The sequence below is a fragment of the Kluyvera intermedia genome (assembly GCF_034424175.1).
GTDB classification, from domain to species: Bacteria; Pseudomonadota; Gammaproteobacteria; order Enterobacterales; family Enterobacteriaceae; genus Kluyvera; species Kluyvera intermedia.
The window spans coordinates 3449353-3475764 of the sequence record NZ_CP139986.1 but is presented as its reverse complement, the minus strand read 5'-3'; the positions used below and the strand labels follow the sequence as shown (position 1 = coordinate 3475764).

The 26412-nt window shown below is 50.4% G+C and carries 47 protein-coding genes, 1 tRNA gene and 2 pseudogenes; 26 read left to right on the top strand and 24 right to left on the bottom strand.

Annotation, left to right across the window (positions count from 1 at the left end):
- Window positions 1-248: 248 nt before the first annotated feature.
- From U0026_RS16925 to folD, 3 genes are all read right to left on the bottom strand, one after another.
- Window positions 249-770 carry a metal-dependent hydrolase gene (locus U0026_RS16925; RefSeq protein WP_062776965.1) on the bottom strand — a complete coding sequence of 174 codons (522 nt, stop codon included), beginning with the start codon at window positions 768-770 and terminating at the stop codon, window positions 249-251.
- Between the two features lie 130 nt (window positions 771-900).
- On the bottom strand, window positions 901-1113 hold the full coding sequence (gene ybcJ / locus U0026_RS16920; protein ID WP_062776967.1) for a ribosome-associated protein YbcJ: 213 nt from the start codon (window positions 1111-1113) through the stop codon (window positions 901-903).
- Between the two features lies 1 nt (window position 1114).
- Window positions 1115-1981, bottom strand: coding sequence for a bifunctional methylenetetrahydrofolate dehydrogenase/methenyltetrahydrofolate cyclohydrolase FolD (gene folD, locus U0026_RS16915; RefSeq protein WP_062776969.1), 867 nt, complete (start codon window positions 1979-1981; stop codon window positions 1115-1117).
- A gap of 246 nt (window positions 1982-2227) precedes the next feature.
- Between folD and U0026_RS16910 the strand changes: the two genes are divergently transcribed.
- Window positions 2228-2304 (top strand) — tRNA-Arg (locus U0026_RS16910).
- 15 nt (window positions 2305-2319) lie between these two features.
- On the opposite strand, the gene U0026_RS16905 is transcribed toward U0026_RS16910, so the two are convergent.
- The 16 genes and pseudogenes from U0026_RS16905 to U0026_RS16830 all read right to left on the bottom strand — a co-directional run bounded on the left by U0026_RS16905 (window position 2320) and on the right by U0026_RS16830 (window position 9932).
- Window positions 2320-3483 carry a tyrosine-type recombinase/integrase gene (locus U0026_RS16905; RefSeq protein ID WP_062776971.1) on the bottom strand — a complete coding sequence of 388 codons (1164 nt, stop codon included), beginning with the start codon at window positions 3481-3483 and terminating at the stop codon, window positions 2320-2322.
- A 161-nt stretch (window positions 3484-3644) separates the two neighbouring features.
- Window positions 3645-3710: pseudogene (locus U0026_RS16900) on the bottom strand (helix-turn-helix domain-containing protein); the annotation flags it as partial.
- A gap of 102 nt (window positions 3711-3812) precedes the next feature.
- Window positions 3813-3989: a hypothetical protein gene (locus U0026_RS16895; RefSeq protein WP_241974017.1), complete on the bottom strand. Its 177-nt coding sequence runs from the start codon at window positions 3987-3989 to the stop codon at window positions 3813-3815.
- 8 nt (window positions 3990-3997) lie between these two features.
- The gene (locus U0026_RS16890; protein WP_327030840.1) at window positions 3998-4147 is read right to left on the bottom strand and encodes a TraR/DksA C4-type zinc finger protein; all 150 of its coding nucleotides are present in this window, start codon (window positions 4145-4147) and stop codon (window positions 3998-4000) included.
- Between the two features lie 62 nt (window positions 4148-4209).
- The gene (locus tag U0026_RS16885) at window positions 4210-4560 is read right to left on the bottom strand and encodes a hypothetical protein (RefSeq protein WP_062776977.1); all 351 of its coding nucleotides are present in this window, start codon (window positions 4558-4560) and stop codon (window positions 4210-4212) included.
- An 86-nt stretch (window positions 4561-4646) separates the two neighbouring features.
- Window positions 4647-4865 carry a hypothetical protein gene (locus U0026_RS16880; protein ID WP_062776978.1) on the bottom strand — a complete coding sequence of 73 codons (219 nt, stop codon included), beginning with the start codon at window positions 4863-4865 and terminating at the stop codon, window positions 4647-4649.
- Window positions 4862-5983 (bottom strand): DNA-methyltransferase, encoded by a 1122-nt coding sequence (locus U0026_RS16875; protein ID WP_062776980.1) that lies wholly within the window; start codon window positions 5981-5983, stop codon window positions 4862-4864. Before U0026_RS16875 ends, U0026_RS16880 begins: the two co-directional genes overlap by 4 nt.
- Entirely contained in the window at window positions 5980-6273 is a 294-nt protein-coding gene (locus U0026_RS16870; RefSeq protein ID WP_062776982.1) for a hypothetical protein, read from the bottom strand. Before U0026_RS16870 ends, U0026_RS16875 begins: the two co-directional genes overlap by 4 nt.
- On the bottom strand, window positions 6273-6842 hold the full coding sequence (locus tag U0026_RS16865; RefSeq protein WP_062776984.1) for a hypothetical protein: 570 nt from the start codon (window positions 6840-6842) through the stop codon (window positions 6273-6275). The genes U0026_RS16870 and U0026_RS16865 overlap by 1 nt, the downstream gene beginning before the upstream one ends.
- A complete protein-coding gene (locus tag U0026_RS16860) occupies window positions 6842-7663 on the bottom strand; it encodes a PD-(D/E)XK nuclease-like domain-containing protein (protein WP_062776986.1) in 822 nt (273 codons plus the stop codon). Before U0026_RS16860 ends, U0026_RS16865 begins: the two co-directional genes overlap by 1 nt.
- The gene (locus U0026_RS16855; RefSeq protein ID WP_062776988.1) at window positions 7664-7960 is read right to left on the bottom strand and encodes a host-nuclease inhibitor Gam family protein; all 297 of its coding nucleotides are present in this window, start codon (window positions 7958-7960) and stop codon (window positions 7664-7666) included.
- Window positions 7961-7968: 8 nt separating this feature from the next.
- A complete protein-coding gene (locus tag U0026_RS16850) occupies window positions 7969-8964 on the bottom strand; it encodes a coiled-coil domain-containing protein (protein WP_062776990.1) in 996 nt (331 codons plus the stop codon).
- A 71-nt stretch (window positions 8965-9035) separates the two neighbouring features.
- Window positions 9036-9248, bottom strand: coding sequence for a DUF551 domain-containing protein (locus U0026_RS16845; RefSeq protein WP_073971170.1), 213 nt, complete (start codon window positions 9246-9248; stop codon window positions 9036-9038).
- Entirely contained in the window at window positions 9235-9405 is a 171-nt protein-coding gene (locus U0026_RS16840; RefSeq protein ID WP_062776991.1) for a host cell division inhibitory peptide Kil, read from the bottom strand. The genes U0026_RS16845 and U0026_RS16840 overlap by 14 nt, the downstream gene beginning before the upstream one ends.
- 1 nt (window position 9406) lies before the next feature.
- Complete coding sequence (locus tag U0026_RS16835; RefSeq protein ID WP_062777167.1) at window positions 9407-9616, bottom strand: hypothetical protein; 210 nt, start codon at window positions 9614-9616, stop codon at window positions 9407-9409.
- Between the two features lie 154 nt (window positions 9617-9770).
- Window positions 9771-9932: a hypothetical protein gene (locus U0026_RS16830; protein WP_156484212.1), complete on the bottom strand. Its 162-nt coding sequence runs from the start codon at window positions 9930-9932 to the stop codon at window positions 9771-9773.
- Window positions 9933-10096: 164 nt separating this feature from the next.
- On the opposite strand from U0026_RS16830, the gene U0026_RS16825 reads away from it, so the two are divergent.
- Window positions 10097-10351: a hypothetical protein gene (locus U0026_RS16825; protein ID WP_062776993.1), complete on the top strand. Its 255-nt coding sequence runs from the start codon at window positions 10097-10099 to the stop codon at window positions 10349-10351.
- A 278-nt stretch (window positions 10352-10629) separates the two neighbouring features.
- Here U0026_RS16825 and U0026_RS16820 read toward each other — a convergent pair whose 3' ends face one another.
- Window positions 10630-10992, bottom strand: coding sequence for a transcriptional antitermination N peptide (locus U0026_RS16820; protein ID WP_062776995.1), 363 nt, complete (start codon window positions 10990-10992; stop codon window positions 10630-10632).
- Between the two features lie 352 nt (window positions 10993-11344).
- Between U0026_RS16820 and U0026_RS16815 the strand changes: the two genes are divergently transcribed.
- On the top strand, window positions 11345-11719 hold the full coding sequence (locus tag U0026_RS16815; protein ID WP_062776997.1) for a hypothetical protein: 375 nt from the start codon (window positions 11345-11347) through the stop codon (window positions 11717-11719).
- 32 nt (window positions 11720-11751) lie between these two features.
- Here the strand turns inward: U0026_RS16815 and U0026_RS16810 are convergent, their stop codons facing one another.
- From U0026_RS16810 to U0026_RS16795, 4 genes are all read right to left on the bottom strand, one after another.
- Complete coding sequence (locus U0026_RS16810) at window positions 11752-12108, bottom strand: hypothetical protein (RefSeq protein WP_062776998.1); 357 nt, start codon at window positions 12106-12108, stop codon at window positions 11752-11754.
- Between the two features lie 83 nt (window positions 12109-12191).
- On the bottom strand, window positions 12192-12779 hold the full coding sequence (locus U0026_RS16805; RefSeq protein ID WP_174525772.1) for a hypothetical protein: 588 nt from the start codon (window positions 12777-12779) through the stop codon (window positions 12192-12194).
- 3 nt (window positions 12780-12782) lie between these two features.
- On the bottom strand, window positions 12783-13088 hold the full coding sequence (locus tag U0026_RS16800) for a hypothetical protein (RefSeq protein ID WP_057101628.1): 306 nt from the start codon (window positions 13086-13088) through the stop codon (window positions 12783-12785).
- A 69-nt stretch (window positions 13089-13157) separates the two neighbouring features.
- Window positions 13158-13853 carry a LexA family protein gene (locus U0026_RS16795; protein WP_126440822.1) on the bottom strand — a complete coding sequence of 232 codons (696 nt, stop codon included), beginning with the start codon at window positions 13851-13853 and terminating at the stop codon, window positions 13158-13160.
- 76 nt (window positions 13854-13929) lie between these two features.
- Between U0026_RS16795 and U0026_RS16790 the strand changes: the two genes are divergently transcribed.
- The 23 genes and pseudogenes from U0026_RS16790 (at window position 13930) to U0026_RS16680 (ending at window position 26401) form a co-directional block, all read left to right on the top strand.
- The gene (locus U0026_RS16790) at window positions 13930-14145 is read left to right on the top strand and encodes a helix-turn-helix transcriptional regulator (RefSeq protein WP_073971171.1); all 216 of its coding nucleotides are present in this window, start codon (window positions 13930-13932) and stop codon (window positions 14143-14145) included.
- A 130-nt stretch (window positions 14146-14275) separates the two neighbouring features.
- Window positions 14276-14575, top strand: coding sequence for a CII family transcriptional regulator (locus U0026_RS16785; protein ID WP_062777002.1), 300 nt, complete (start codon window positions 14276-14278; stop codon window positions 14573-14575).
- Window positions 14576-14607: 32 nt separating this feature from the next.
- Window positions 14608-15462 carry a replication protein gene (locus U0026_RS16780; protein WP_062777004.1) on the top strand — a complete coding sequence of 285 codons (855 nt, stop codon included), beginning with the start codon at window positions 14608-14610 and terminating at the stop codon, window positions 15460-15462.
- A 2-nt stretch (window positions 15463-15464) separates the two neighbouring features.
- Window positions 15465-16346, top strand: coding sequence for an ATP-binding protein (locus U0026_RS16775; RefSeq protein ID WP_241974016.1), 882 nt, complete (start codon window positions 15465-15467; stop codon window positions 16344-16346).
- Window positions 16343-16633 carry a hypothetical protein gene (locus U0026_RS16770; RefSeq protein ID WP_062777006.1) on the top strand — a complete coding sequence of 97 codons (291 nt, stop codon included), beginning with the start codon at window positions 16343-16345 and terminating at the stop codon, window positions 16631-16633. The genes U0026_RS16775 and U0026_RS16770 overlap by 4 nt, the downstream gene beginning before the upstream one ends.
- A complete protein-coding gene (locus U0026_RS16765; protein WP_062777008.1) occupies window positions 16630-16899 on the top strand; it encodes a hypothetical protein in 270 nt (89 codons plus the stop codon). The genes U0026_RS16770 and U0026_RS16765 overlap by 4 nt, the downstream gene beginning before the upstream one ends.
- Window positions 16896-17060: a hypothetical protein gene (locus U0026_RS16760; RefSeq protein WP_164717408.1), complete on the top strand. Its 165-nt coding sequence runs from the start codon at window positions 16896-16898 to the stop codon at window positions 17058-17060. Before U0026_RS16765 ends, U0026_RS16760 begins: the two co-directional genes overlap by 4 nt.
- Window positions 17057-17278: a hypothetical protein gene (locus U0026_RS16755; RefSeq protein WP_062777009.1), complete on the top strand. Its 222-nt coding sequence runs from the start codon at window positions 17057-17059 to the stop codon at window positions 17276-17278. Before U0026_RS16760 ends, U0026_RS16755 begins: the two co-directional genes overlap by 4 nt.
- A gap of 128 nt (window positions 17279-17406) precedes the next feature.
- Window positions 17407-17535, top strand: a pseudogene (locus tag U0026_RS22785) (ead/Ea22-like family protein); the annotation flags it as partial.
- A gap of 146 nt (window positions 17536-17681) precedes the next feature.
- Window positions 17682-18098 (top strand): HNH endonuclease, encoded by a 417-nt coding sequence (locus U0026_RS16745; RefSeq protein WP_062777013.1) that lies wholly within the window; start codon window positions 17682-17684, stop codon window positions 18096-18098.
- Window positions 18095-18799 carry a hypothetical protein gene (locus U0026_RS16740; RefSeq protein ID WP_062777014.1) on the top strand — a complete coding sequence of 235 codons (705 nt, stop codon included), beginning with the start codon at window positions 18095-18097 and terminating at the stop codon, window positions 18797-18799. The genes U0026_RS16745 and U0026_RS16740 overlap by 4 nt, the downstream gene beginning before the upstream one ends.
- 88 nt (window positions 18800-18887) lie before the next feature.
- Window positions 18888-19169, top strand: coding sequence for a hypothetical protein (locus U0026_RS16735; RefSeq protein WP_062777016.1), 282 nt, complete (start codon window positions 18888-18890; stop codon window positions 19167-19169).
- Between the two features lie 233 nt (window positions 19170-19402).
- Entirely contained in the window at window positions 19403-19852 is a 450-nt protein-coding gene (locus U0026_RS16730; protein WP_062777018.1) for a recombination protein NinB, read from the top strand.
- Window positions 19845-20426 carry a recombination protein NinG gene (locus U0026_RS16725; protein WP_062777020.1) on the top strand — a complete coding sequence of 194 codons (582 nt, stop codon included), beginning with the start codon at window positions 19845-19847 and terminating at the stop codon, window positions 20424-20426. Before U0026_RS16730 ends, U0026_RS16725 begins: the two co-directional genes overlap by 8 nt.
- On the top strand, window positions 20423-21106 hold the full coding sequence (locus U0026_RS16720; protein WP_062777022.1) for a DUF1133 family protein: 684 nt from the start codon (window positions 20423-20425) through the stop codon (window positions 21104-21106). Before U0026_RS16725 ends, U0026_RS16720 begins: the two co-directional genes overlap by 4 nt.
- A gap of 706 nt (window positions 21107-21812) precedes the next feature.
- The gene (locus U0026_RS16715) at window positions 21813-22130 is read left to right on the top strand and encodes a phage holin, lambda family (RefSeq protein ID WP_062777024.1); all 318 of its coding nucleotides are present in this window, start codon (window positions 21813-21815) and stop codon (window positions 22128-22130) included.
- On the top strand, window positions 22120-22569 hold the full coding sequence (locus tag U0026_RS16710; RefSeq protein ID WP_062777026.1) for a lysozyme: 450 nt from the start codon (window positions 22120-22122) through the stop codon (window positions 22567-22569). Before U0026_RS16715 ends, U0026_RS16710 begins: the two co-directional genes overlap by 11 nt.
- A complete protein-coding gene (locus U0026_RS16705) occupies window positions 22566-23039 on the top strand; it encodes a lysis protein (RefSeq protein WP_062777028.1) in 474 nt (157 codons plus the stop codon). The genes U0026_RS16710 and U0026_RS16705 overlap by 4 nt, the downstream gene beginning before the upstream one ends.
- Window positions 23040-23238: 199 nt before the next feature.
- Entirely contained in the window at window positions 23239-23760 is a 522-nt protein-coding gene (locus U0026_RS16700) for a KilA-N domain-containing protein (RefSeq protein ID WP_062777030.1), read from the top strand.
- Window positions 23761-23884: 124 nt separating this feature from the next.
- Window positions 23885-24037: a hypothetical protein gene (locus U0026_RS16695; protein ID WP_023311425.1), complete on the top strand. Its 153-nt coding sequence runs from the start codon at window positions 23885-23887 to the stop codon at window positions 24035-24037.
- Window positions 24030-24248 carry a hypothetical protein gene (locus U0026_RS16690; protein WP_062777032.1) on the top strand — a complete coding sequence of 73 codons (219 nt, stop codon included), beginning with the start codon at window positions 24030-24032 and terminating at the stop codon, window positions 24246-24248. Before U0026_RS16695 ends, U0026_RS16690 begins: the two co-directional genes overlap by 8 nt.
- 165 nt (window positions 24249-24413) lie before the next feature.
- Entirely contained in the window at window positions 24414-24929 is a 516-nt protein-coding gene (locus U0026_RS16685) for a hypothetical protein (RefSeq protein WP_062777036.1), read from the top strand.
- Complete coding sequence (locus tag U0026_RS16680; RefSeq protein WP_062777038.1) at window positions 24929-26401, top strand: hypothetical protein; 1473 nt, start codon at window positions 24929-24931, stop codon at window positions 26399-26401. Before U0026_RS16685 ends, U0026_RS16680 begins: the two co-directional genes overlap by 1 nt.
- Window positions 26402-26412: the final 11 nt, after the last annotated feature.

The window sequence follows — 26412 nt, the reverse complement described above, 5'->3', positions numbered from 1 at the left end:
TAAATGCTGTTATTGATATGATTATTATATCAATCTCGGCGAGGGCGATTTTTAGTTTTTGATAATCAAACGATTACGGATAGAACAAACGTTTTAGTGCTCTGAAAGGGGGCCGCCAGGTATGATGATTTGTGATGAGCTTCACTTTGTCAGCAGTGTCATTTTGGATAACGCCGGATGGCGGCGTAAACGCCTTATCCGGCCTACAAATGTAGCCGGCCAGGCGCAGCGCCGCCGGGACCCCTGACTCACCGCCGACGCCACCACAGACACCCCATCACCACCACACCCGGTAGCCACACCCACATCAGCTCCGACATAATCACCTGATGCCCATACGGTGTGGCATAGCGAGAAAGCGCAAATGGCGCGACCTTAATTACCTGCCACGGGGCAAAGAAGCGTTCATCCGACCACGGCCACAGCCAGCCGACGCCTTTACCGCCGGTAGTAACCGAATCCAGCAAACTGTGTGAAAGCAGTGAAACCGTCAGAAATAGCCAGCAGCGGACCAGCCCTGCGCGAAACCATCGTCGGCCTATCAGTACGCAGAGTAGAGGAACAAGAAAAGCGAACAGCAGCGAATGGGTAAAGCCGCGATGGCCAAAAACGTTGCCGTAGGCAATACCGAACTTAAACGCCAGCACGTCGGCGTCGGGCAGCATCGCAAGGACAATGCCGCTAAACAGTAAACGTGGTGGGATAACGCGCGTGCCAAGGCCTAACCCCAGGCAAATTGGGACGGCGGCATGGGTGATGATGGTGGGCATCTGTAATCCGTATCAAGCTAAGGAGTACAGAGTATCGCTGTTAGAGGCAATTTATGCAGCAGGGTGTTATTCTGAAATTGTGCAAAAATGAACCCGGCGTCGCAATGCTCTGCCGGGTTACTGGTGAGGCTTATGCGGTGACGGTAATGCTCTGGCCAGCAAAATCTACGGTTTGACCCGCGACAATTTTGCAGCGTTTGCGGGTTTCTACCGCACCGTCAACTTTTACCAGACCGTCGGCAATGACGAGTTTCGCCTGTGCGCCGCTTTCGCTCCAGCCTTCCAGTTTCAGTAAGTCACAGAGTTCCACATGCGGATGCTTACCCAAAGAAAATGTTGCCATCTTATGCCTTCTCCACGTCGTGATACTCTTCACACGCCTGTAAGGTGTTTTCAATCAAGGTTGCGACGGTCATTGGACCTACGCCGCCTGGTACCGGGGTGATGTAGGACGCGCGCGCAGCGGCATCCTCAAACACCACATCGCCGACTACTTTACCGCTTTCGAGGCGATTAATCCCGACATCAATCACTATGGCGCCTTCTTTGATCCACTCACCCGGAATAAAACCAGGTTTACCGACCGCTACGATCAACAGGTCGGCATTTTCGACGTGATGACGCAGGTTTTTGGTAAAGCGGTGGGTCACAGTGGTCGTACAGCCAGCCAGCAGCAGTTCCATGCTCATTGGGCGGCCTACGATGTTGGAGGCGCCAATCACCACGGCGTTCAGACCGTAAGTGTCGATATTGTAGCGTTCAAGCAGCGTCACAATACCGCGTGGGGTACATGGACGCAGGCGCGGTGCGCGCTGGCACAGACGGCCCACGTTATACGGATGGAAACCATCAACGTCTTTGTCTGGATCGATACGTTCCAATACTTTCACGTTATCAATGCCCGCAGGCAGCGGAAGCTGCACCAGGATACCGTCGATAGCGGTGTCGTTGTTCAGGGTATCAATCAGCGTCAGCAGTTCAGCTTCGCTGGTGGTTTCCGGCAGATCGTAGGAGCGGGAGATAAAGCCCACCTCTTCGCAGGCTTTGCGCTTGCTGCCGACATAAATTTGCGATGCGGGGTTGCTGCCAACCAACACAACGGCCAGCCCAGGGGCGCGTTTTCCGGCTTTAATGCGAGCCTTCACTTTTTCCGCAACCTCAGAGCGCACCTGCTGCGCAATCGTTTTACCGTCAATAATCTTTGCTGCCATCAGGGAAATTATTCCATCTGTCATTAACGAAGGGGGGATGGACATATTTTGTCAGATGCGAGGCCCGCTGTCAGGTATCGTTTGCGAGTTTTCATCGGAAAGTCGTTTTGTTGAAGAGTTGAGCGATAGTTGGCGGTAGTTTATCCATCACCACATTCAGTGCAGGTTTCGCATGGAAATGGATTGACTCACCTGTCTGCGCCCGTATAATTCCACGCGCTTCACCTCATCAAGAAGTTCCCCAGTGCGCCCTTAGCTCAGTTGGATAGAGCAACGACCTTCTAAGTCGTGGGCCGCAGGTTCGAATCCTGCAGGGCGCACCATTTCAAATCATACACTTACGCTTCTTTCGCTTTCTCCTGATTTCCCGTGTGGGACATATTTGGGACATCATCGGCAAAAATCGAGTCAATTTGGCGTGCGTGTTCGGTCAGGTGACTAGGTGCCAGGTGAGCATATCGGCGAACCATTTCTATGCTCTCCCATCCACCCATTTCCTGCAGAACTGACAACGGCACTCCAGATTGAATCAGCCAACTTGCCCATGTATGTCTCAGGTCGTGAAAGCGGAAGTCTTCAATGCCCGCTCGTTTACAAGCCGCACCCCATGCCCGGTTATCGTCTACTCTCATCTTCCGTACTGAAGGCGTTGATGTCCCATCGCCTCGATAGCCCGATTTCAAATGCACGAACACCCATTTACTATGGTTGCCTATCTGAGAGCGGATCGTCTTACATGCAGTCTCATTCAGCGCTACGCCAATAGCGCGGTTTGATTTACTGTCTTCAGGATTCACCCAGGCAACACGACGCTGCATGTCGATTTGTTGCCATTCCATATTGATGATGTTCGACCGACGAAGGCCGGTTGCCAGCGCAAACTTAACGACCGACTTCAGCGGCTCCGGACATTCATCAATAAGCCGTTTGGCCTCGGCATGCTCAAGCCATCTGACACGTTTGTTTCTCACAGCTGGAACTTTGATAACAGGTGCTTTCTCCAGCCACTTCCAGTCGCGCTCAGCGGCACGGAGTAGCGCCTTCATCATTGCAAGGTGCTTGGCCTTTGTTGCGGTAGTTACAGGCCTGGGTTCGAACACAGGCACATCCTTCCCCTTCCTCTTTGCTGCATCAACCTTACTCTGCCAGATCTCCTTTGCCTTCCTGTTCTGCATCCTGCTTACTGCAGCGTAAATCTTCGCCTCAGTAATATCCTTAAGCCTTATACCCTCAAAATGAATCAGCCAGAACTCGATCCGGCTCTTGTCTGAGTCGAGAGACTTCTTATCTGCTTTCTCTTCCAGCCAGCGCAAGCATGCTTCTTCAAACGAGACGTCAGGAAAATCACCAAGCCGGTCTACTCGCCAGAGTTCGGCCTTTCTCTTGTCGTGCAATTCCTGAGCTTGCCGCTTGTCCGCTGTGCCAAGAGATTCCTTAATTCGCTTCCCGCCCGGGAGCGAGTACGAGGCGTACCAGATTTCACCTCTGCGGAAGATGGACATTTTATTTCCTCTTTAAATGCATCCACCGCGCTCACATCGACAGTATGCAGCGGTGAGTTAAGCGCCGCAATGCAAGCCTGTCTGGTGGTGAGGTAAGGGGATTTAGGTTTGGAAGGGTCTTTGCGGGTTGCTTGAAGTCGGCCAGTGCGGATCCAGTTTGTCGCGGTGGGTCTGGATATTTTCAGAAATGCACAGGCCTCATCTAAAGTAAGGCTGTATTGCTCCATGGTTTTCTCCAGGCAAAAAAAGGCCCACCGGAGTGGGCAAGAACATCAGGTGATAACGGCTTGCACCCAATAGCCGACTCAGTGAATTAGCTATCAGTTGCGTCATGACCTGTTGAGTAGTTTCTCCAGCCAATCAGGTTCTGGAGCCGGGACATCACAAACCTCAGGATCTTCGAGAGCATCACGAAAAGCCGCCGCTACAATCTTCCCGCCCATAAACTCCATCCCCGCGTTAACCAGCGGCTCCTTGCCGTCCTCATACTCAAATACGAAAGTCATTTTTCCCATCACATCCTCCGATTCCGTCTCTCTGCATCATCCTGACAGCTAACGCACATCGTGCAGCCGGGAGAAGCCTCTTGACGCTCCTTAGTTAGCGGATCTCTGCAATCACTACATTTCTCCGCAGATACCAGGTTGCGGTTAAGCCGGTGCATACTCAGTGCTGCTTCACGATGCAAATCTTCAAGCGTTGATGCGTTATCGATAATGTCCATAGCTATTCCTTACTGAGTGCTTTGGCGATGGCGTGGAGGGCTTTCTTGCCTGCGGGTTCATCTTCGAGTAGCCAGTTACCGGCATCGCCTGAATCAGCTAGTGCTTTATAGTGTTCGAACAGGCATTGCAGTGCTTCGAGTAGTTCAGGAGCCGCAGCGATTAAGTGAGCGTTTGAAATCGTTCTGTCGAATGATGTCTGCTCATATTTCCCAATGTTTGATGGGGTGCTCTGCAAGTAGGCAACTTCATGGAGAGATTCCGTTGATGTAATTTCTATGCACGCAGTGCTGCTATCGCTTGCTGAGCTATGAGTAAACCCCCACTTGCCCGGAGTACCTTTAAACTCTGTCATTTCTCACTCCCTGAACGTCTGATTGATAGTTAATGTGAGCAATAAAAAGGGAGCTCTAAGCTCCCTGATGATTTGCGATAGTTTGGTCATGACTCGACACCGTAACGGCCCTGCATGCGGCCCATGATGCTATTGAACTCAATGAGAGAAACACCAAGCCCGGCAATAACCTTGTGGTGCTTCTTGAGAATCGGCGGCACTACTGCATTCCATTTCGGCTTAGGCCTGCATTTAAGTGCCTGCTGAATTTCTGCTACACACTTACGTCCCTGTGAGCGGACTACGTTGTTTTCTTCTGGTGTCATGCTGCCTCCGTTTTCTTGAAGGAGTGTGCGATACGTGCCGAAGCGATTGTCACGTAGTCAGGATTCAGGTCGATGCCGATGAAGTTAAATCCTTCCTCGATAGCTGCCCGACCTGTGCTGCCACTCCCCATCCACGGATCAAGCACGGTACCGCCTTTCGGAGTAATCAGCCTGCATAGATAGCTCATCAGAGCGATTGGCTTAACAGTAGGGTGATTGTTCTTAGCGCCATTGATTCGTCCGGCACCTGCGCGCGGATCGTTAATTCCGACGCTTCCCTCTTTGCGTCCGCCGGTCATATCACTGGCTGACGTCGAGATGAATTTCTCGAGGCCTTCGTCGCGCTCTTTCGGTTTGACCTTGGCGCAGTAGAAGAATCTGGCGGCGCTTTTTTCACTTTCCACCCTGGCAACGTGCGCCTTTGGCGGAGCCATATCTCCATATCGACCCTGTGATGGACGTGCGCGTCCAGTTTCTTTTAAATTCCCTTGCTGGCCTTTCGCATCCGGAAACGCTGACACTACAGCATCGCTTCCGTCGTGAATGATGTTTGCTGGCCAGCGTCCCTCCGGTGCCTGTTCGTAGTCGCCAACTGGCTCGTTACCGTCACGCTGATGCGAAAGCAGGCCGCCAGACCCACCGATAAGTACCTCTCCGGTTGGTATCCGGCAGGCGTCGATATTAATCGCTCCGGTACCATGCTCGGACATGTTGGCGGATACAGTCTGCTTAAATGGCTTGCGTGCCATGACGATAGGCTCATGAGCGGGTTTCAATGCGGTACCCCAGCCATCAAACTCACCATCTAAGTTATGTGACTTCGGGAAACCGCTGCCGTAAATCCAGAGGATTTGGTCGCGGATCTCGAAACCGGCATCCTCTGCATTAACGACAAGGCGGTGATAGGTTCGTGAACCACCGAAAGCCAGCAGATGACCGCCCGGCTTAAGTACCCGCAAGCACTCCTTCCACTGCTCTACCGTGGGTACGTCGTAATCCCATTTGTGATTCATGAAGCTCAGTCCGTATGGCGGGTCGGTTACGATCGCATCGACAGAGTTATCTGGCATTGCCTTAAGTACTTCCTCGCAGCGTCCAACGTGTAGTTGATAAGTCATGCGGCCTCCCGTCGACTCAGCTTGTACCGCTTGGCCCGTACCGCGTAGATGCTGCGACCGGTTCGGTCAGCGACGGCGTTAGCGGGGAGGTTAGCTATCATCTCTTCCTCAATCTGATTCCATGGCTTGCATTCCTTTAACGCGGTTAGCCTGATTCCCATCCTTGAGGCTTTGTTGAATACCGAGCTTGATGTGCGGTCGAGCTTCTCCCCGATATCATCAGCAGTCATCGATGAGGCGACTTCCCGGAGGAAGTCCTCTTCGTACCACTCCCAAGGGTCACACTTCATTACGCCTCCAGTTCCGCCTTCCTTGTTGAGTAAACGGATTCGAGTTTCTTCATCTCTTCTGGATGAGAAGAAAGGGCTGCCTTGGCTCTGTTGTATGTTGTTTCAAGCACCGTCAAATCAGCCTTCAATGCGGATCCGCTAAACCACGTGAGAATTTCTTGTGGGTCAGTAATTTTCTTCTGCACCTCTAGTTTTCTCACCCGGTGCTCCTGGCGCTTTCCGCGAGACACAGACAGCATCAGAGAGAAATCACCTTCAACATCGCTCATGGCGTAAACCTTAATCCCGCCGACAGCCACGCCGCCAAATTTAACGCTGGGGTCACCCGCTAGAGTCAGCGACTTACCAACCCATGAATGACCATCAGCACCCCAGCCACCGATAAGAACTCGTCGCATTGATTTAGACGGCTTGTATGGCCTGCCTTCATAACCTTCTAGATCGATGAAAACTGGCTGCTCAGAGTTGCCAGCTCGAACGGCTTTAATGGTTGCCGTAATGTTCAGGCTCTGGACATCTTCAAAGTTGAGTTGGTCTGACTTGGGAATGATTGTTCGTGAAAGATCCATCAGAGAATTACCTCATCGTCATATTCTTCATCCAGCAGATATGCCGGGACGTTAATTTCGTTGGATGGCAGGACGATCCCCTCGTACTTAACGGACTCATCAACCATGCATTCTTTTATTTTTTCCAGCGCTGGCCACATTTCACGGCGGCCCAAATCAAGAGACTCTTCGCCGATGTAGTACATACAATTCCGGTACGGGGCGGTGTTCTCGATAGCGAAAAAAGCGAAGTTATTAAGCTCAATGCCTGTAGCGAGCTTTAGGACGTAGAGGTAAAACGCGGCCTGAATATGGTATTTGTACTGACCGAACGCGCTACTAAACCCTCGCTCTGATGCATCACGGCAACTTTTCACGTCCAGAGGGTAGGGTAGTGACTCTGATAACCGGTCAAATCGACACTTAAGCATTAACCCGGTAGTAGGGCATTTAGCGAACATTGATAATTCAGAATCACCTTTTGTCGCCATGTAGTTGGTAAGGTCATCATTCATTTTTGCGGTTTCCACCATCCGCTTGATGGTTTCAACTTCGCTACCGATGATGATGCGATCAGGCGAGTGAACGGCAGCCAGTGATTTAAATTCTTTCGATGCGCGAGTTGCTATGTCATCACGCAACACATAACTCTCACTGAAAGCATGCGGCTCAAGTAGAACGGAGTGGATTGCAGAGCCAATATGTGCAGACTTACTGCCTTTGAATGGGTTGAAGTAAAGGTTTGCTGGGCTGATGCTAACCTGCTTAACCGACGTTGAACCAATTGCCGGATCGGCGTGGTAGTCAGCGTCGCTAAGTCCCTTGTATACACCTGGCTTCATTTAGTTTGCCTCGTCTATATCTGTTTGGTGGCGAGCGATTACCTCAGCCATGTGGCGGATAAACTCTCCGGCCTTTTCCTGAAACTCGACGTCGTCGTCGAATGCCTTTGAGATTGCCTTCCGGCTAGCACCTCGGCGCTGTAATTCGTCAATGCATAACGACTCCAGCTTGCTCTGAGGCAATCCTTTTTCAAGGTCATCTGCAAGTTCAGACTCGCGCTCTTCACGGGCCAGTTGCTGATAATGGCGCGTCCAGTTCTGCGCCTCGATACGGTCTTGAACGTGGTACGCTGCCATGAGCCACCTCAGTAATTAATGTTGGAATGTGGTATCAGGCCGTTCATCAGAGCGGTAAGTACTTCGATAGCCTGGTAACGGCTGATGCTGGAGTTTGCGGTGAGCGCGTTCACAATGTCTGTGTCGATCGCTTTGCGGTGCTTAACATCAGCTTCACGCTTGGCCTTTTCATCAGCGATGCGTTTCTCTTCTGCCAGTCGTGCCGCTTCTTTCTGCTCAGCCTCACGCTTAATGCGAGTCGCTTCTTCCTGAGCTTTGCGCTGCTCGGCGGCAATAGCTTCTTGCTTTTCACGCTCAGCTTGTTCACGCGCTTCCTGCGCCAGTTTTGCTGTGCGCTCTTGTGCCTCTTTAGCTTCCCGCTCTGCGCGTTCCTGTGCTTGCTTAGCCAGCAATTCAGCCTGAGCCTTTGCAGCGATCGCATCTTCTTCACGTTTCTTCGCCGCCGCCAGTTCGGCCGCTGCTTTCTCTTCTGCTTCGCGCTTGGCTTTTTCCGCTGCCTGACGTTTCAACTCTTCTTCGTGAGCAATGCGCTGGCGTTCGGCTTCGGCTTTCTTCTCTGCCAGTTCACGGTCATATTCGATGTTATCCAGGATCGCTTCCCTGTGAGCCAGTTCAATCTCCTTAGCTAGTTCCTCAGATTCTCGCTTGGCTTTTTCCCCTACCTTGATGCGTTCCTGCTCTGCCTCCCAATCGTCACGAGGCTTCAGGATGGCGTCGCGAATACCATCACACTCACGAGTGAATCGGCGCAGTTCTTCTTCTGCTGGCTTCACTGCTTCCTTGAGGTGCTTCAGATAAGCACGGCCCGGATCCTCAATCGCCTTTTTACTTGAGCCAACGGCGCGGGCCAGACTGCCAATGCGGTCTCGGCCTTTTTTGGTGGTTACATCAGGGACTTCCTGAGACAACTGTCGGATCTGTTCGAGATAAGCATCAAGCCCGTTTGGCACATAAAGCGCCGGAGCCTGGTCTGGTTTGATTTCGATTACGGTCAACTCGCTCATGAGTTCTCCTGAATTGTGTGTAAGCGCTGCCCGGCATCTGAATGACTGCCAGAGAGGAAAGGGAGGGGGGGTTATTCTGTTGGTGGCTTGGGAAGCGGTTGCCAGTGGGTAACATCACTCTTCAATCCATCATCGTGCTCACCACTGTTGCTATAAAACCCTACTGATTCATTACAAATTTGGACGCGCCAAAAATAACCGTTAAAAACGCCAATAGTTGGTGAGAATAGTGTTACATCAAGGTCATTAGATGGCATCTGGTCGCTGCACTTAATCCATTCCATACTGAGTACCTCCCGCCACATTCCCGCGATACCACGGCATACCAGCCGCTTTCTTCATCTCTTCGTTGGCTTCCATCCACTTAGCGCCGTCACCGTTCTGACGTGCTGCACGGGCTTTCTGTTGTGCCTGAATGAGTAACTTGTGGTTGATAGTCATTTCAAAACACCTCGAATAAAATCCAGACAAGCGCACAAATTACAGCGCCCACACCACCAAATACGGTGGTCATTCGTATGTGCTCCACTGCAAGTTCCTTGAGTGTTTTTCTGTATTCCTTTTTGGTCGTTAAGTTGATGGCAATGCCAAGCAGGAACACGCCAATAAACCAAATGATGAATATCTTCAAAGCTAATTCCGTATTACTCATAATCATCTCCGCGCTTAAGCCGCGCCGCTGAACGTTGAAATGCATTCGACGCCGTGCCAGTTTGTACTGTTGCGTCATTGCGGTTGGATAGCCGCTTCATAACTGAACAGCCTCTGAGAAGCTGCTGAGGTATGAAAAAACCCGCCGGAGCGGGTCATTCGATTTGTGCAGATTTCATCGCCTGCCATACAAAGCACAGCAAATCTTCAAGGCTTATTTCGATATCACCCCACAAGGTTTCAATATCCACACCGTTTTCGATAAGTTCTTTAATTCCTGCATCTATCATGGCCTGAGTCGGTTGCAATCCTTCCATCCTCTTACCCTCTGTAGTTACCAATAAAAAGGCCGCCAGTTAGGCAGCCTATGTCAGATTAGTGCCGGGATATTTATCCACGCCCGGCGCGTGGCTTCCCTGCTTTCCACAGTCAAAGGAAAGCCGTAGACTGGTGTTTCCACAGTCATAAAAAGGATTTATTTATGTCAGAAGTTAAAGTTGAATATTTAGTTAAGGAATTGAGCGCAAGAGTTGATGAGCTTGAGACTAAAAACAACGCACTCAAGGCCGTCCTCATGGCTACGATTGCGCATCTGCCTGCTGAAGTAACACAACAAGCAAGGGCAGTGCTGAAAGAGTCTTACGAACTCTCAGTTAACGGCGCTCCAGACTCTCTCGTTGACTCTTTTGATAAGCGTCAAAAAGAAATTGAAAGCGTTGTTGGTTCGCTGAAATAACTTCCATTTCCTTTAAAAACTGGTCAGCCATTTTCCTGACCAGTTCATTTGTGGTTTCTTCCATACTCACCTCTCTGTTTGTTTACCGTCAGCCCCTCGTGAAGAGCTATCGGCCTGAATGTTGCGTGTAATATCTGCGCCTGGCGTCTCGAATCTTCTCCAGCTCGCAATTCTTCGCAGACTGGTGATACTTGCTGATGTGGCAGACCGGTGTGCGTGGGTCGAAGTCACGGCCACAGACCGGACATTTAACGCTGTTTTTCATATTCATCCTCAAATCAGCGAGCGGTGACTTGTTTGGATTTGCGATGCCCCGCTGCGTATAAAGCCACATCTGGCAGACACATTCCTGACTCCAACTGCGCATGGCCAAACTCATAACCAAATACAATTACCGCGCGTTCCAGCTGGCGTTTGTACTCATCCTGCTGAGACTTGGCATCCTGAGAAACGGACTTAATAGCCGTTGCTTCTTCGATGCATGAAGGTGTGAAATGCGAGCCATGAGCCTGCTTCTGAGCGCGGCTAAGAGTAGGGCGGTGCAATGTTTCGGTACTGCTTGTTAATTCGCTCTGGAGAGCTGCGCGTCGCTCACGGCGGCGGCCTGAAGCTGAACCATTGAATGCTGTTCTGCGGGACATGGTGACCTCCTAATGAACTTTGGTGGTGAACACAGCCGGGCGACTAACTCCGGTCGCGAACTCATTGCCAAGCGCCTCCGCCGAGAAGGTTAGCTTCTGCATTCACCCCAAAGTTCACTTTGGTTGTTTCGGCTTTTCAGCCGCGTAGATTCATCACTGAATCGTTGTATTCTCACCGTCCTGGTGAATGTTGCGTCCTGTTGATGGAATTAATAGTACATGTTGTACTTGTAATTGGTCAATACAATTTGTTCTATAAATCAAAGAAAACACCATAACGTATTGTTTGAGTGAGGTATTTATTTTTAATCTGTGGTGATATGCTCATAAAAACACCAAAGAGGGCATGGTTATGGATAAGAAAGAATGGGTGGATAAGTTGCGGTGGCTTAGCGGAAGCCAGGTGATAGATCTGCACTTTAAACTTCAAGAAGAAATAAAAAGGCACTACAAGTTAAGGGATATAGATGACAACCTGGAAAGGGCTGTTCAGCTATGTGAGCAGCAGATAGCTTTGGGCGAGTTGTCTTTTCCCGCTTTGAAGGAAAAGCATGATAATCAGGCTGCTGAGTATGAAGAGCTGACCGGGAAAAAATACTATATGGAATTTTACGCGCCAGCGCATCATGGCTATCGCCAACTCATATCTATCATGAAGAAAAGAAAAAATTTCGAAAGAGTGAATGAGCTAGAAGAGCAGAGGGAAAGGGAAGGGTGGAGGCAGTAAAAACCCGGCGCGGTGGCCGGGTTGAAGTGAACTTAGCTCGCGTTTTCGCAACCAGGAAGGCTACGGTCAATGACTAAGTTGCCTTCTACGCGTAGGCCGATTTTACCGAAGATAAACGCGTGGTTGAGCTGCGTTACCACAACATCGCTCAGACCAACAGCGCAGCGGTCTTTCTCGATCGCACGGTCTGCTGCGGTTTTGACGTTAGGAATGCCAGTAGGGAAGATGATTACTGGATAGCTGTCCTCAGCAGTAACTCGCTTACCTTTGTAGAACTTACCACCGTTGAGGTTGTAATTTTTGGTGCTTGCCACAGTCAGATCGGCCACACGAACAGTACAGCCAGACAATAAAAGCGCTCCAAGCGCTAAAAGAACTACTTTCTTCATTTTATATTTCCCTTGATTGCAATCGGAATCATCTTAACACCATGAATAGTCTGGTCAAATAAAAACCCGGCGCGGTGGCCGGGTTATTTGTGACTTTCGGTAGCGGTGGGCTGAGGTTGATTTACAGGTACGCTTTGAGTTTGATGGTTGTCGACAGGTTTAAGGTAAGATTGCATTTGAGGGAGAGCGAGAATTACAGCTAATAAAGCTAATATTGCCCCCACCATCCATTGCAAGGTTGCAGATGTTGTTTTCAATCCATCAATCTGGCCTTTGAGGCCAGTAACTTCGCCATTGACTCCGGAAATCTGTGATTTGATTTCAGAGATAGAAGTGCTTATTGCAGTAAATTGCTGCGACTGAAAAGCCCTAAACTCAGCCATTTCGCGCCGCATTTCCGCAGCGATTACATCGACTTCAGCTTTATTTTGGGCTAGTTTAGCTTCCAATTCTTCCCGTGAAATGACCACGTCGTCTACCTCTAAGTTTGCTTGTCGCGCATTACTTGGACCGTCAGATGTGGGCTTAGTTCTAGGGGCCACTAAACTGAATTCAATTGGTTCTGATGGCAAAATAGGCTGCGCATCTGCTTTTTCATGATATGCAGGCATCACATATGCGTCAACCTTGACTGCTGCTGACGATGAGCTGACTATTGAGGCGCGATCCACGAATTAATCCTTTATTTCGACGTTTCTCTCAAATGGAGTTACAAGGCCAGGATCAGCGATATGGGCATTAAGGATTGCCTGTGCCATGTTTTTTGCCATAGACATCGGGAGGGTAATTGTGTTGGTGGCCTCTAAGTACATACTGGCGGCAGCATCGGGATTCGCTTCATCAGGGATGCTGATATTATCAACGATGTGCCTGCAAAATGTAATCTGACAATATTCATTGTCACCAATATTCATGCCTGTAGTGATAAAAACATCAGCAAAATTAGTATTAAAATCTTTTGATTTTTTAATTTGTGGCATATCTAACTACTCCCTTGCTAGGAAACTTGATTTTGTCACTGATTACAGTTTGTTTTAATCTAAACTTATTTACCCAAACGTCTCTTCAGGCCACTGTGATGCAACAACCTTCCCTACAACCCGGCAATGCTCATTGCATGGCATCATAGGGAACTGAGGATTTAGCGGCTGTAGAAATACCTGCCCACTGTCTTTGATCAGCTTCTTGAACGTGAACTCATCGCCACCAAGGCGAGCAATGCAGAAGTCACCAGGATCGACCGGTTCTTCCGGGTCTACCAGAATCAACATTCCTTCCGGGAAGCTTGGCTTTGAACCAGGTGGTGCTGTCATTGAGTGACCATCAACTTCAAGCCAGAATGCATTGTCGCTGGCTTTCTTCGTTGTGCTTACCCATCGTTCCGCATCACGCTCGGTGAATGTGCGAAATTCAGGGGAGAACATGCCAGCCTGTACATGTGAGAATACTGGGTAGTCATACTGCTTTTTCACTGGCGCATTGGTAACCTGGCCAGAGATCGAGAATGTACCATCATGATTAAATGAAACATTTGAAATCCCAAGATATTGAAAAATAATCCCGATTTCATCTAACGATGGATGTCGCGATCCACGCAACCAGTGACCTACGCCACCCTGCGTCATTCCAAGCTCTTCAGCCAGCATTTCTTGCGTAATGCCAAGCTCTTTCATTCTGGCTCTTGCCAGTTCGTTCCATTTCATATTCATATCGCCATTATTACGCTTTGTACTACAATCAGCCATGCACGTTATGTATTTTTTGTGTTGCTTTATCAAAGTACATATTGTATTGTCTGGTTATGGTTACTATGGAGGATGTATGAGCAACCTAAGAATGTATCGGGAGTCCTTGAAGGTATCCCAAACAACGTTGGCGGACATTATTGGATGTAGCCAAGGCGCAATAGGTCATTGGGAGTGTGGTAGACGCCACCCAGACCTTAAAACTTGTCGAGCGATTGTTGACTGCCTAAACAAGTTAGGCGCAACCGTTAATCTTGACGACGTGTTCCCACCTGAACACCACGCAGCATAATTAATACCCTCACAACGGCCGTCCGGCCTACGTAGCTGAAAAGCTAACTTCAAATAACAAACAAGTCTTAATGGCTATGCGTATCTGCGCATGGCCTTTTAACTATTTCAACACAAAGGAACTTTACACAATGGAAACCACAACGACACGAAACAAAGACCAGGCTCGAAAAATCGAGTCTTGGATCCTGAATCAGATTGCCATGCGTGGCTCCACTAACGTAGCCAAAGCGCTGGGTATGGATAAATCAGGTATTACGCGCTGGAAGGAAAGCATGCTGCCGAAGCTATCAATGCTTCTCGCTGTTCTGGAGTGGGGTGTTGTCGATGACGACATGGCCCGTCTTGCGAAGGAAGTAGCTGCTGTTCTCACAAAGAAAAAGTCCCCGGCGGCAACCGAGGACTCTGATCAGATTTCCATGAAATTCTAGCCGAATAACTGGATCAATTCACAGGAGTAATTATGGCAAATATCGCCAGAGTAATCAATTTCCCTGTGCCTGACGTGGCACTTAAGGAGCTGCGCGTGGCAGATCTTGAAGATGGCTATACGCGCATTGCCAACGAACTTCTTGAAGCTGTCATGCTGGCTGGCTTGTCTCAGCATCAGCTACTGGTATTCATGGCTGTAATGCGCAAAACCTATGGCTTTAACAAGAAATCTGATTGGGTTAGCAATGAACAACTTTCTGCACTAACCGGGATTCTTTCTCATAAATGTTCAGCAGCAAAAAGTGCATTAGTGAAGCGTGGGATTTTCTCCCAATCTGGGAGAAGTGTAGGGATTAACAAAACAGTCAGCGAGTGGGCTAACTCACCCGAATCAGGTAAGAAAATAAAACATTACCTGAAAGAGGTAACTTTACCCGAATCAGGTAAGAAAAGTTTACCCGAATCAGGTAACGACACTTACCCGAATCAGGTAAACACAAAAGACAAACATACAAAAGACAAGAAAGACAATAGTAATAAAACAAATAAGACGCCTAAGCCCGTTAGTTTCGACCCCAACAATTCGGCATTACCAGAATGGTTATCTTCCTCGCTATGGGCTTCATGGGTTTCATACAGGCATGACCTGAAGAAGCCAATCAAATCCCAGCAGACGGTTACACAATCGATAAACCTTCTCGAACGCTGTAGGAACAACGGATACCAACCTGAAGAAATCATTAACCAGAGCATCGCCAATGGCTGGCAAGGACTGTTTGAGCCTAAAGCTGGTAAGCAGCAACAAAAACCTCAAAGTCGAATTCCAGAGAATTTCGCTGGCAAAGACTATGGGAAAACCGAAATTCCTGCGTGGGCGAGGGACTAACAATGAATATCAACATGCACAAACAGATTCTTGACGGGCAACTGAAAGACATTGAGTCATTGCGTCGAGAGCTTGAGTCAGTAAGCAATCCTAAGCCGGAATTGCAGGATGGAGTTTCCTTTGAAGAGGTCGATGCGAATTGCTGCAAACACGGTGATTACTCGGCATTTGTCAGAAAAGTGGTGATCGCTGGAAGAGAAATCATCTCATCGAAATCTAAATGCCCGTCATGCCTGAGAGACAAGCTTGCTGATCGTGAAATTGAACATCAGGAATCTCTGCGGCTCGCTAAGCAGGCAAATATTGATTCTCTGCTTAGCTCTCTGAGCATCCCTGAGCGGTTTGCCTCCTGCACCCTGGATAACTACCAACCAGTCACGAAAGATGCCGATCGCGCCATGCGAGTATGCCAGGCATACGCAGCAAAATGGCCTGAACGTCTTAAGCAAGGCGGTGGGTTAGTGATGTGCGGAAAGCCAGGAACAGGGAAAAATCATCTCGCATTGGCGATAGCTCGCCACGTAATCGAGCATCACCAGAGTTCAGTGATATTCACTACCGCACTCAAAATTGCACGCGACTTCAAATCGACATGGTCTAAAACATCAACCCGTAGCGAGGATGAAGTGATATCGCACTTCACCCATGTAGACCTGCTGATTATTGATGAGGTTGGCGTTCAGTTCGGAAGCGAGGCCGAGAAGCTGATCATGTTTGAAATCATCAACACTCGGTACGAAAAAATGAAGCCCACCATTCTGATCAGCAACCAGACCAAGGATGAGTTATCGGCATTCATCGGGGAGCGCGTCATTGACCGCATGAACGACGGCGGCGGCTGCACCTTGTCATTCACCTGGGATAGCTACAGGAGCCAGTCATGACAGCACGACAAGCAATTATCGAATACCTGAAAACACATCGCTCGTTTAACTCCACTGACGTAGCCGCTTTTCACGGAAGCTCCCGATCCTGCATTAGCCAGGCGACTAACACGTTATTCCGTGAGGGCGTGATTGTTGTCGAGTCGAAGCTTTGGCGAACGGTCTATTACCGGCTGGAGACTGACGATGAGAAATCAGGTCGGGTTAGTACGAATTTAATTTTCAGCGAATGCCGTAGCAGTGCGGCAATGCGTCGGGTCTTATCAATTTACGGGGTGATGGCATGAAACCAACATACGAAGAACTTGAGCAGCAACTGGCTGCGGTGGTCGCGGAGAATGCGGGGCTGAAAGATGATTACCGCGATACTCCAGCGTTAAAACGCATGGGGTGGCCTAAAACCCCGGCAACCGACGCCGCCATTGCAAACATCAAGGCTCAGGGTGTTGAGATGTTCGCATCCAGCCTGAAAGTTCTTGGCCCACATGAGCACCCATATTCAACGGTAGCTAAAGAGTTCGCCGCCCAGTTACGACAGGGAGCAGCGCTATGAGCAAGCCGACCTATCAAGAACTTGAAACCGCTCTCAAAGAATTGCGTCGGACTGCATTCTCTGCACTCAGAAACTCGCATAACTGCGGCCCGTTTCAATATTCAGATTTGTGCGAAGAAATTATCGACATGACCAAGCTGGTCAAGAAGGAGGCCCAATGAGCGACGAAGCAATGAAAATGAAACTGGCTAAACAGTTAACCATAGCCATGCAAAATCTTGGCGCACCCGTTGATCTGCTTTGCATAGTCGGAAGCTACGGAGACACACAGTCCGACGCAGACATTCTCGAAGCACTTGAGCAGCATAATGAGCGCGGAACCTGCATGGAGGTGATTATCGCTCCGGTGTACACCTGGCACCCAAAGGAGGCCCAATGAACGATATCACAGCACTGGCGCAGCAACTTCGAGCGACAGCAGAGAAAGCCAACGAACACGGAGAGTTCAATATGGCGATGCATACTGTGGAAGTTCTGGCGCTGGTAGAGGCGCTGGAGAAGGCGCAGGCAATCACTGCTGCCGCCGAGAAACTGGTTCGCTGCAAAGGTCGCTATCACAGTGAACAGAACTACAGGGCACTGGCGGCGCTATTTGGTGTTAAGACTCCAGACCTGCCACCACTGGAATCAGAGTCCCGCACCGTCACCGTGAAGCTGCCAGCAGAGTACCTAAACGCGGACGGTAGCGTTAACGCTGATATGGCGAATACCTGCCCCGTAGTATCGGCATACCGTGAAGCACACCGCGCCGCTGGCATCCAGGTTATCGAAGGAGAGGCATGATGGCACTGACGAAGAAACAACGCACAGAGCTGCGTATGAAGTTCGGCGGCCGTTGTGCTTATTGCGGCTGCGAACTGCCCGAGAAAGGCTGGCATGCAGACCACGTTGAAGCCGCGCTGCGCAAATGGGAGTTTGGCGAACGCCAGTCAAATGGTACACGCCGCGCGGTGGCTACGGGTGAATTCTGGCGGCCTGAGAATGACGCTATTGAAAATCTGTTCCCGGCTTGTGCGCCATGCAATCTATTCAAGGCCACATTTAGCGTTGACCTGTTCCGGGAAGAGATTGCGCGACAGGCTGATAGGGCTCGCGCTTATAGCGTCAACTTCCGTACCGCTGAACGATTTGGCCTGGTTGAGACGGTCGAAAAGCCAGTCGTGTTCTGGTTCGAAAAATATCAGGAAGGTGCAGCATGACAACCAACCAAACAGTACCAGTAACCGACGAAGAACTCGACCAGATGATATGGAAGTTAGAGCGTGACGGTATGACGCCCAAGCAGCTTTCGCTGATGAGAGAGCTGCGGGAACTGCGGATGGCGAAGGGTGAGCCGGTGGCGTGGATAGTTCACGCCCGCACTGGTGACCAATTAACTACCGACAGCGGCTATGTCGCCAATGCTGAGGGGATATTAGGCCTGCATTCGACGCCTCTCTACGCCGCACCGCCAGCGCCTCCCGCCTACAAGAAAACGGAGAATTTCACTGATTATCACGCAGGGTGGAACACCTGCCGCGCCGCCATGCTTCAGTCCGATGGTACCCTCACCAATGAGGACGCCATGCTTCAGCTATCCGGTAATTCCGAACAACTCGAACCTGTAAGTAATCGTGATGAGTTGCCGTTTGAGCAGTGGCTTTCACAGCAGGAAGGCTCTATCGATGTTGATTGCGGCTGTGTAATGACAGAAGTCCTGTTCCATTGGATGCGCGTAGCTTATGAGGCTGGCAATTGTCGGAAAAACGAGGATTCGTCAACCAGATATTTTCGGGAAATCTCGGAAACGTCAACCAATTGCCCTAAATGCGGCGGACGCGGAACTTATCACTGCCCGCAGATGCTTGGGACAGTGGAGTGCGAATGCACACTACCGGCAGCGCCGAAGGAGGTGGGGTGATGACTGAAGGAATGCGACAGCACCGTGCTTTCGTGCTTACTTGTTTGCTGGCAAGAGCAAAGCGTAAAGCTGCGCGGGAGGTGAAGTGATGGCTAACCTGCAACTGGCAGTGAACGGTGAATACTTCGACCAGATGAAGCGCGGAGAGAAAGTCGAAGAGTACCGGCTGGTGAATCCGTACTGGGGAAATCGCATTTTCGGTCGCTGGTATGACCGGCTGATAATTACTCGCGGCTACCCGAAGCGCGATGACCTGAGCAAGCGCATCGACATCCCATATGACGGCTATGAGGTGAAGGTGATTACTCATCCGCACTTCGGGCCGGAACCGGTGAAGGTGTTTGCTATCAAGGTGAATATTGATGCCTAAATCCTCCGCAGAACGCAAAGAACATCAACGTCACGCAACATCGTTTGATAAATCATAATCAGTAAGCGATAATTGCATTGCAGTCGGAGTTGAACGCCCGGCTGTAATGCATCCGGCGCCAAGTGGGGACACATGGCGCAAATGAACAAACAAGTATCACATCACCTGTCACAGATGCTTTCCGGCGCCTGTGCTTTTCTGCATTCTGCGTTTGACCTCTGCGGAGGTGAAGCGTGAAGCAACAATTCCATCTCGTTAACGAATCCGTTAAGCAGAACGCTATCAACTTCATCCGGGCATTGCCGGTGGATGCTAAGCGTCCGTTGATTCTCGATATCAAAGAGATGACGCGCACCGCAATTCAAAACAAAAAAATGTGGCCGCTTCTGAAAGACCTCTCTGACCAGGTTCTCTGGTTCGGCAACAAATACGACTCAGATGACTGGAAGGATTTGATAACCGCGATGGTTGCCAAATCCAAAAAGCAGGAGCAGCGCATGGCCCCCGGTCTGGATGGCGGCATTGTGATGTTCGGACAGCGCACCAGCAAGATGACCGTCAAGCAGATGGTTGAAGTCATCGAGGCTATCTACTGGTTCGGCACTCAGCAGAACGTCAAATTCAGCGAGAAGTCCCGCATCGAAATCGAGTGGGCCAAGCAGTGGGGTGATCGCAATGCGTAAACCATCCCGCCGCAGCTGCAAAATCTGCAAAACCAAATTTGCTGCCACATTCGATAACGTCTGGTGGTGCTGCCCTGAGCATGGCGCTGAATACGCTCTACAGGTGCTGGGGAAGAAGCGAGAAAAACAACTCGCCGAAAAACAGAAAGCGGATCGCGTTGCATGGCGCAAGCGAAAAGCAGCCGTCAAACCTCTCAGGCATTGGGAAGACGTAACTCAGCGCGTCGTTAATGACTACATTCGTGAGCGTGACCATGATTTGCCATGCATCAGTTGCGGAACGTTCGACACCGTCCAGTGGGAAGCAGGTCACTACCGCTCACGTGGTAAGGCATCACACCTGCGCTATACCGAAGACAATATCAATAAACAATGTCACCACTGCAATGTTCAGTTATCCGGAAATCAGCAGCAGTACCGCATTCGCCTGATACGCAAAATCGGCACTGAACGCGTCGAGGTACTCGATAACGATAACACCCCGCACCGATATACCGTTGAAGAACTCGAAGCTATCAGGAAGCATTTCAGCGCCCTGAGGCGTCAACTCATCAAAACCAGGGAGGCAGCATGACCCGCACCGAAATCAATAACTACCAGAAATCCTCGGTACTGCGTGCCGATCCTGAATGTTCCTGGATGAAGTTGGCCTCCGTTCCTCGCCGGTCGTACCTGGGGAAATACCGCCGCCTGACCCCATCACAAAGCCGCTGGGTTCGCTCTCTGCTCGGATTGTGGGGCAGAGAGTTTGGCGGGAGTGGTACGGAGCACCTGACCGACGGCGGCGGCATGTGGTCGATGATTCTTACCGGGTGGACTGGTGAGCAGCAAGAGCGCATAACCACGGTTCTGGCTGGGCTGCGCAAGATGGGATTCACTGGCGATCAGCTGATCACCCAGGCAAAGGCTATCATCTGGCCTAAGAAGTCACTATCTGACCTGATGGGGAAGGCGGCTGACGAGGAAGAAGCTGAATTCATGGAGCGCATGATTCTCAAATCATTCGCCACAAACAGCATCGTCTACGAAATCGGAAAGGACTATTACACCTGGCGAAAGACCATCAATGATATGGCCCGATGGATGCAGCACTGCCACGCCCCATTTCTTACCGAAAAACAGTGCATCGATCGCGTTCGTTGGTGTATTGAGTTGTTCAATTCTGCTGTCTTCTTCACGTTAATTGCAGAACTTGGTATCGAAAATAAAGAAACTTTCAAAAAAGACTTGAAAACAAGTTTTGAAGATGCATAATCAGTGTATGCTCGGACGTCGAAGGCGAAAGAGCTAGGGTGGTGAGGCGAAAGAGGCGGCTCTCACCACTAAACCGCCTAGTTGGTATCTTCGACGCATAGTCTGGCACTCCAACCATCGCAAGCTGAGAGGTTTGCAAGAGCGTACGACACCATCGCTCAGCAAGTAGGTGTCCGGGGTGACCAATCAATGCGCCTGATGATTCTCTGAGATGAGATGAAACACATCGTGTAGCGTAGCCCATCAAAGGTCACTTAGGTGGATGGGGTGAGCTGAGCAACTATTTAATGGCCCTGAGTTAACAGCTCGGGGCTTTTTTGTATCTGCACAACAGATAATTGCATTGGGGTGACCGGTTAATCCCGTTACGCTAACCGAAACAGGCGCAGTGCAATTATCGTTGTGGTGAATGCGCAGGCTGATGCGCTAACTTATCAGCTAGATGGTGAGGTAAAGGCTCACCATGGCGACGACGGGTAGTTCATTTACATGCCGGAAAACACAGCACCGGTCACCACACACCAAATACCTACCCAGGACCATAAGAGCGAAAGCTCAACGCACTACCCTCATCTTGCCCACTTCGCCGTGGGCTTTTTTATTGCAGGCCGCAGACATTCAAACTCAGATGCCCCGTAGCATATGTGTCTGACGGCCTTTCCCCACTACAAACACAGCTCCCGCTTCTACTGCGAGGAGAGAGACTATGAAGATGCCCTACAAACAAGACTTCATCGCCGCTTTGCTAGCTGCCAAAGAGCAGGGCATTGGTGCGATCCTGGCATTCATCATGGCGTATCTGCGTGGCCGCTATAACGGTGACACGCTATCAAAAACGCTTATTGATGGATTGATGTGCGCGATGTTTGCCTGGTTCGTAAGAGACATTCTCGTGTTCATCGGTATGAGCACAAACCTTGCCTATATCGGCAGTGTTTTTATTGGCTATCTCGGTACTGCTTCAATCGGATCGCTTATCAAGAAATTCACTGCCAAGAAAGTAGGGGTGGACGATGCAAACTAGTGAAAAAGGGATAAAGAACATCAAGGATTTCGAGGGATGCAGCTTAACCGCGTATCCTGATCCGGGAACAGGTGGCGCTCCTTGGACAATCGGTTATGGCTGGACTCATCCTGTAGATGGAAAACCAGTAAAACCCGGAATGAAGATAGACATGAAAACTGCAGATCGTCTTCTTCGCACAGGCCTCGTTAGCTTTGAGAATGACGTCCTCAAAGTGGTTAAGGTAAAGCTAACCCAGGGTCAGTTCGATGCTCTGGTCTCGTTTGCCTACAACGTCGGTTCCCGGGCGCTCTCTACTTCTACTCTGCTGAAAAAGCTTAATGATGGAGATGTTCAAGGGGCGGCTGACGAGTTCCTGCGCTGGAATAAAGCTGGCGGCAAAGTCCTGAATGGGCTTACCCGTCGACGTGAGGCGGAGCGCGCTCTGTTCCTGTCGTGATTGGCGCGCTGGTTAAGCGTTACTGGTTGCAGCTGTCGGTTGTCGTACTAATCGGAGTGCAGGCTTTCTTCGTTAACCACTACCGCGACAACGCCACCGAATACAAGAAGCAGCGAGACACAGCAGTTAACGAAGCCGCTCTGGCAAAAGCAACCATCACCGACATGCAGACGCGCCAGCGTTATGTCGCTGCGCTGGATGCCAAATACACGAAGGAGCTAGCCGATGCGCAAAAAACCATTAGCGATTTGCGTCGGGATGTCGATTCTGGCGCTAAACGGCTGCGCGTCGCCGCAACTTGCCCAGCCGTGCGTAAAGCCACCTCCGCCACCGGCGTGGATGATGCAGGAGCCCCCGAACTTACTCCAGACGCTCGACGGAATTATTTCGATCACCGAGACGGAATCGCCACCGTCGACAAAATGATTCACGGCATGCAGGAATACATCACTACCCAGTGCCTGAAGTGATTCGTAACCCAAATAACAGAGCCTGACTTCGGTCGGGCTTTTTTATGCCCGCAGTAAACCGCGCACCGCAATGCGCACATAACCACACCGAACCAACCACTTTGAAATGAGCCCTTGAGGAAGTCAGTTTGTGCTGGCGAGCCTTCGGTGGGCTGATTTCCATTGCGGCAAGGGTTCATCTCAAAGAAAGGTAAACGCTATGAATGTGATTCCACTGAATTACAAAGGTGAAGCTGTGCGCTTCAATACCGATGGTTGGGTCAATGTCACTGGCATTGCTGAAAGATATGGCAAACGCATAGATAACTGGATGCGCCTGGCAGAAACGCTCGAATACGTCCGGGCTTTAGATGAGGCGCTTACGGGCGAAGAATCTCAAATTTTACATCCCTCACAATCGAGGTATGTAAAAACCAGTAGGGCGCGAAAGGACAGGGGTGGCGGGACGTGGCTACATCCCAAGCTTTCCGTTGCGTTTGCCCGTTGGTGTGATGCTCGCTTTGCTGTGTGGTGCGACTTGCACATTGATAGCCTGCTTCGTGGCGAACTGACTGAGCAACAGAAGTTTGAGCAAGCTTGCCGTATTCACGATGACCGGAAATCAAAAGCCAGCAATGGGGCAAGAGAGATGGCTCGCTGGAGATGGGATAAGCCAGCGATTGAGGCCAATGTAGAATTCTGGCGTGAACAGCTTCAGTTGACGCTGGATATTGCCGTTTGATGCCGGGCGCAATTTTACGCTTTGCTGAAAAAACAGATAGTTAAAGAGAGCCACTTTCACAACGGCTCTTCATTACAGAAGCTCTTCGCTGAGGGGCTTCGATAATGACAAGCAGAGGTAAATTATGATTGGCACCCTAACCTATAAAATGACACTTCGCCCATACATGAAGCCTTTGCTGTTTGTCGCGGCACTGACTAACTGGCACTGGTTAACTGATATCTGCTTCAAGAAAGAGGTTGTCGCAGAAGGCGCAGAGGTGGAACTGAATGGCTGACATCTACCAAATCACGCTAACCACCCAAACAGGCGAAAGCTTCACGGGCAAGATGTCACGACGTCAGCCTGAGCTGGTTAATGGCTTTGTGCCGCTGGCGACTGAGACCGGCGAGTGGCTGTATTTCGCCCCGGCCGATGTGAAGCGCGTGCAGTTCACGCCAGTGCCAGCAGAGGAAGAAAGCAATGGCGACGTTCAGACTGTCAGTTGAAATCAAAAGCAAGTGGTGGCTTCCCATCTATATCAGGACGCTAACACTATTCTGCATGATGACGCGGCGCGAGCCTGATTACCAAAAGGTGGGTGATTTCATCGTTAAGCATGGTATCAGCCAGAAGGTGAAGTCAGAGCCTGTAAATAGATAACGGAGTAACCAATGAGCAAACCAGATTGGGAGGCCATTGAATCGGCTTACCGGGCTGGTTCATTGTCAGTAAGGGCCATCGGTGAAAAGCATGGCGTTAACCACGCCACCATCCTGAAGAGAGCTAACAAAGAGGGATGGCAGCGCGACCTGACAGAAAAGGTCAGAGCGGCAACGAAAGCCAAGGTAACCAAGTCGGTAACCAAAGACGGTAACCAGTCACCAGTGGTTACTGATGAGCAGATTATTGACAAGGCATCCGATGAGGCGGCCGCTGTAGTCATGGCTCACCGTGAAGGTCTGGCTGCATGGCGCGGCATCACCAATAAGCTGCGCGACTTCCTCGAGGATGCAGAAATCACAGAAGACAATCACGCCTCAATGTCTCGTTCGATCACTGCCGGTGTTGATGCTCAAATTAAAGTGATAAACGCTGAGCGCAAGGCGTATAACCTCGACACCGAGGAAGGAAATAAGACGGTCGATGACCTGTCTAATCTGATGGATTCACTGTCTCAGGGGGCTTAATGAAACCTGAGCACATCAAGCTGCTAGCCGACAAAGACTGGCGGCTGAACAATCTTTACTGGATCACCGACAAAGAGGGAAAGCCAACGCGGTTCAGGATGACACCTGAGCAGCGCGAATACTTCGAGGGGATCCACACCCGCAACATCATCCTGAAAGCTCGTCAGCTCGGCTTCACCACTGAGGTGTGCATCATCCAGTTGGATGCGGCCCTGTTCGAGTCTGCGAAGTGCGCGCTGATTGCCCACACGTTGAATGACGCTAAGCGCCTGTTCCGCGAGAAAGTGAAGTACGCCTACGACAAGCTGCCTAAAGAAATAAAAGCTGCGAACCCAGCGAGCAATGACTCTTCGGGAGAATTGGTATTTCAGAAGGGGGGGTCGTTATACGTCAGTACCTCATTTCGTGGTGGTACGCTGCGTTACCTGCACGTGTCCGAGTTTGGGAAGATATGCGCCAAGTTTCCTCATAAAGCCCGTGAAATCGTCACTGGTGCATTTGAGGCGGTGTCAACCGGATGCTTTGCCACTATCGAAAGCACGGCAGAGGGTCGGGCGGGGTATTTCTTCGATTACTGCCAGACGGCTGAGAAAGCGTTATTGCAGGGAAAAACGTTATCCGCACTGGACTGGAAGTTTTTCTTCTTCTCCTGGTGGAAGAATCCGCAGTATGCAATCGACCCGGTAGAGCCTTTACCGCAGCGCCTGATTGATTACTTCGCCGAGATGGAAGCAAAGCATGGTGTAGTCGTCAACGAACGCCAGAAAGCCTGGTATCACGCCAAAGAGAAGACCCTCGGCGATGATATGAAGCGAGAGTACCCGACCATTCCGTCTGAGGCATTCCAGCAGTCTGTTGAGGGCGCGTATTACGCCAAGCAGTTCCGCTGGCTCTACACCAATAAGCGGATCGGTCAAATACCGGATAACTCACACCTCCCGGTTCACACGTTTTGGGATATCGGCGTGGGCGACTCTACGGCTATCTGGTTTGTTCGCGAAGTTGGCAATGAGTTCCACATCATCGACTACTACGAAAACTCTGGTGAGGGTCTGAGGCACTACATGAAGGTGCTAAAAGACCGTGGCTATGAGTACGGCGAACACTGGGGCCCGCACGACATCGAGAACCGCGAGTTTGCTGCTGATGCGAAGTCACGTAAAGAACTGGCTCGAGAGGGCTACGAGATTGACGGTCAGATGTACTCGATGAATTTCCGGGTCGTGCCAAAGGCTGGGATCGACACCGGTATTGAATCGGCCCGTGAAATCCTCCCGTCCTGCGTATTCGATGAAGAGAAATGTTCTGAGGGTATCTCTCATCTTGAGGGCTACCGAAAGGAGTGGGACGACAAACGCGGCTGCTGGAAAGATAAACCGCTTCATGACTTCACATCGCATGGCGCTGACAGCTTCCGTTATTTCGCAGTAGCGAAGAACAACCGCAAGCAGGTCGGCACAGTATTCTTCTAAGGAGCATCGCC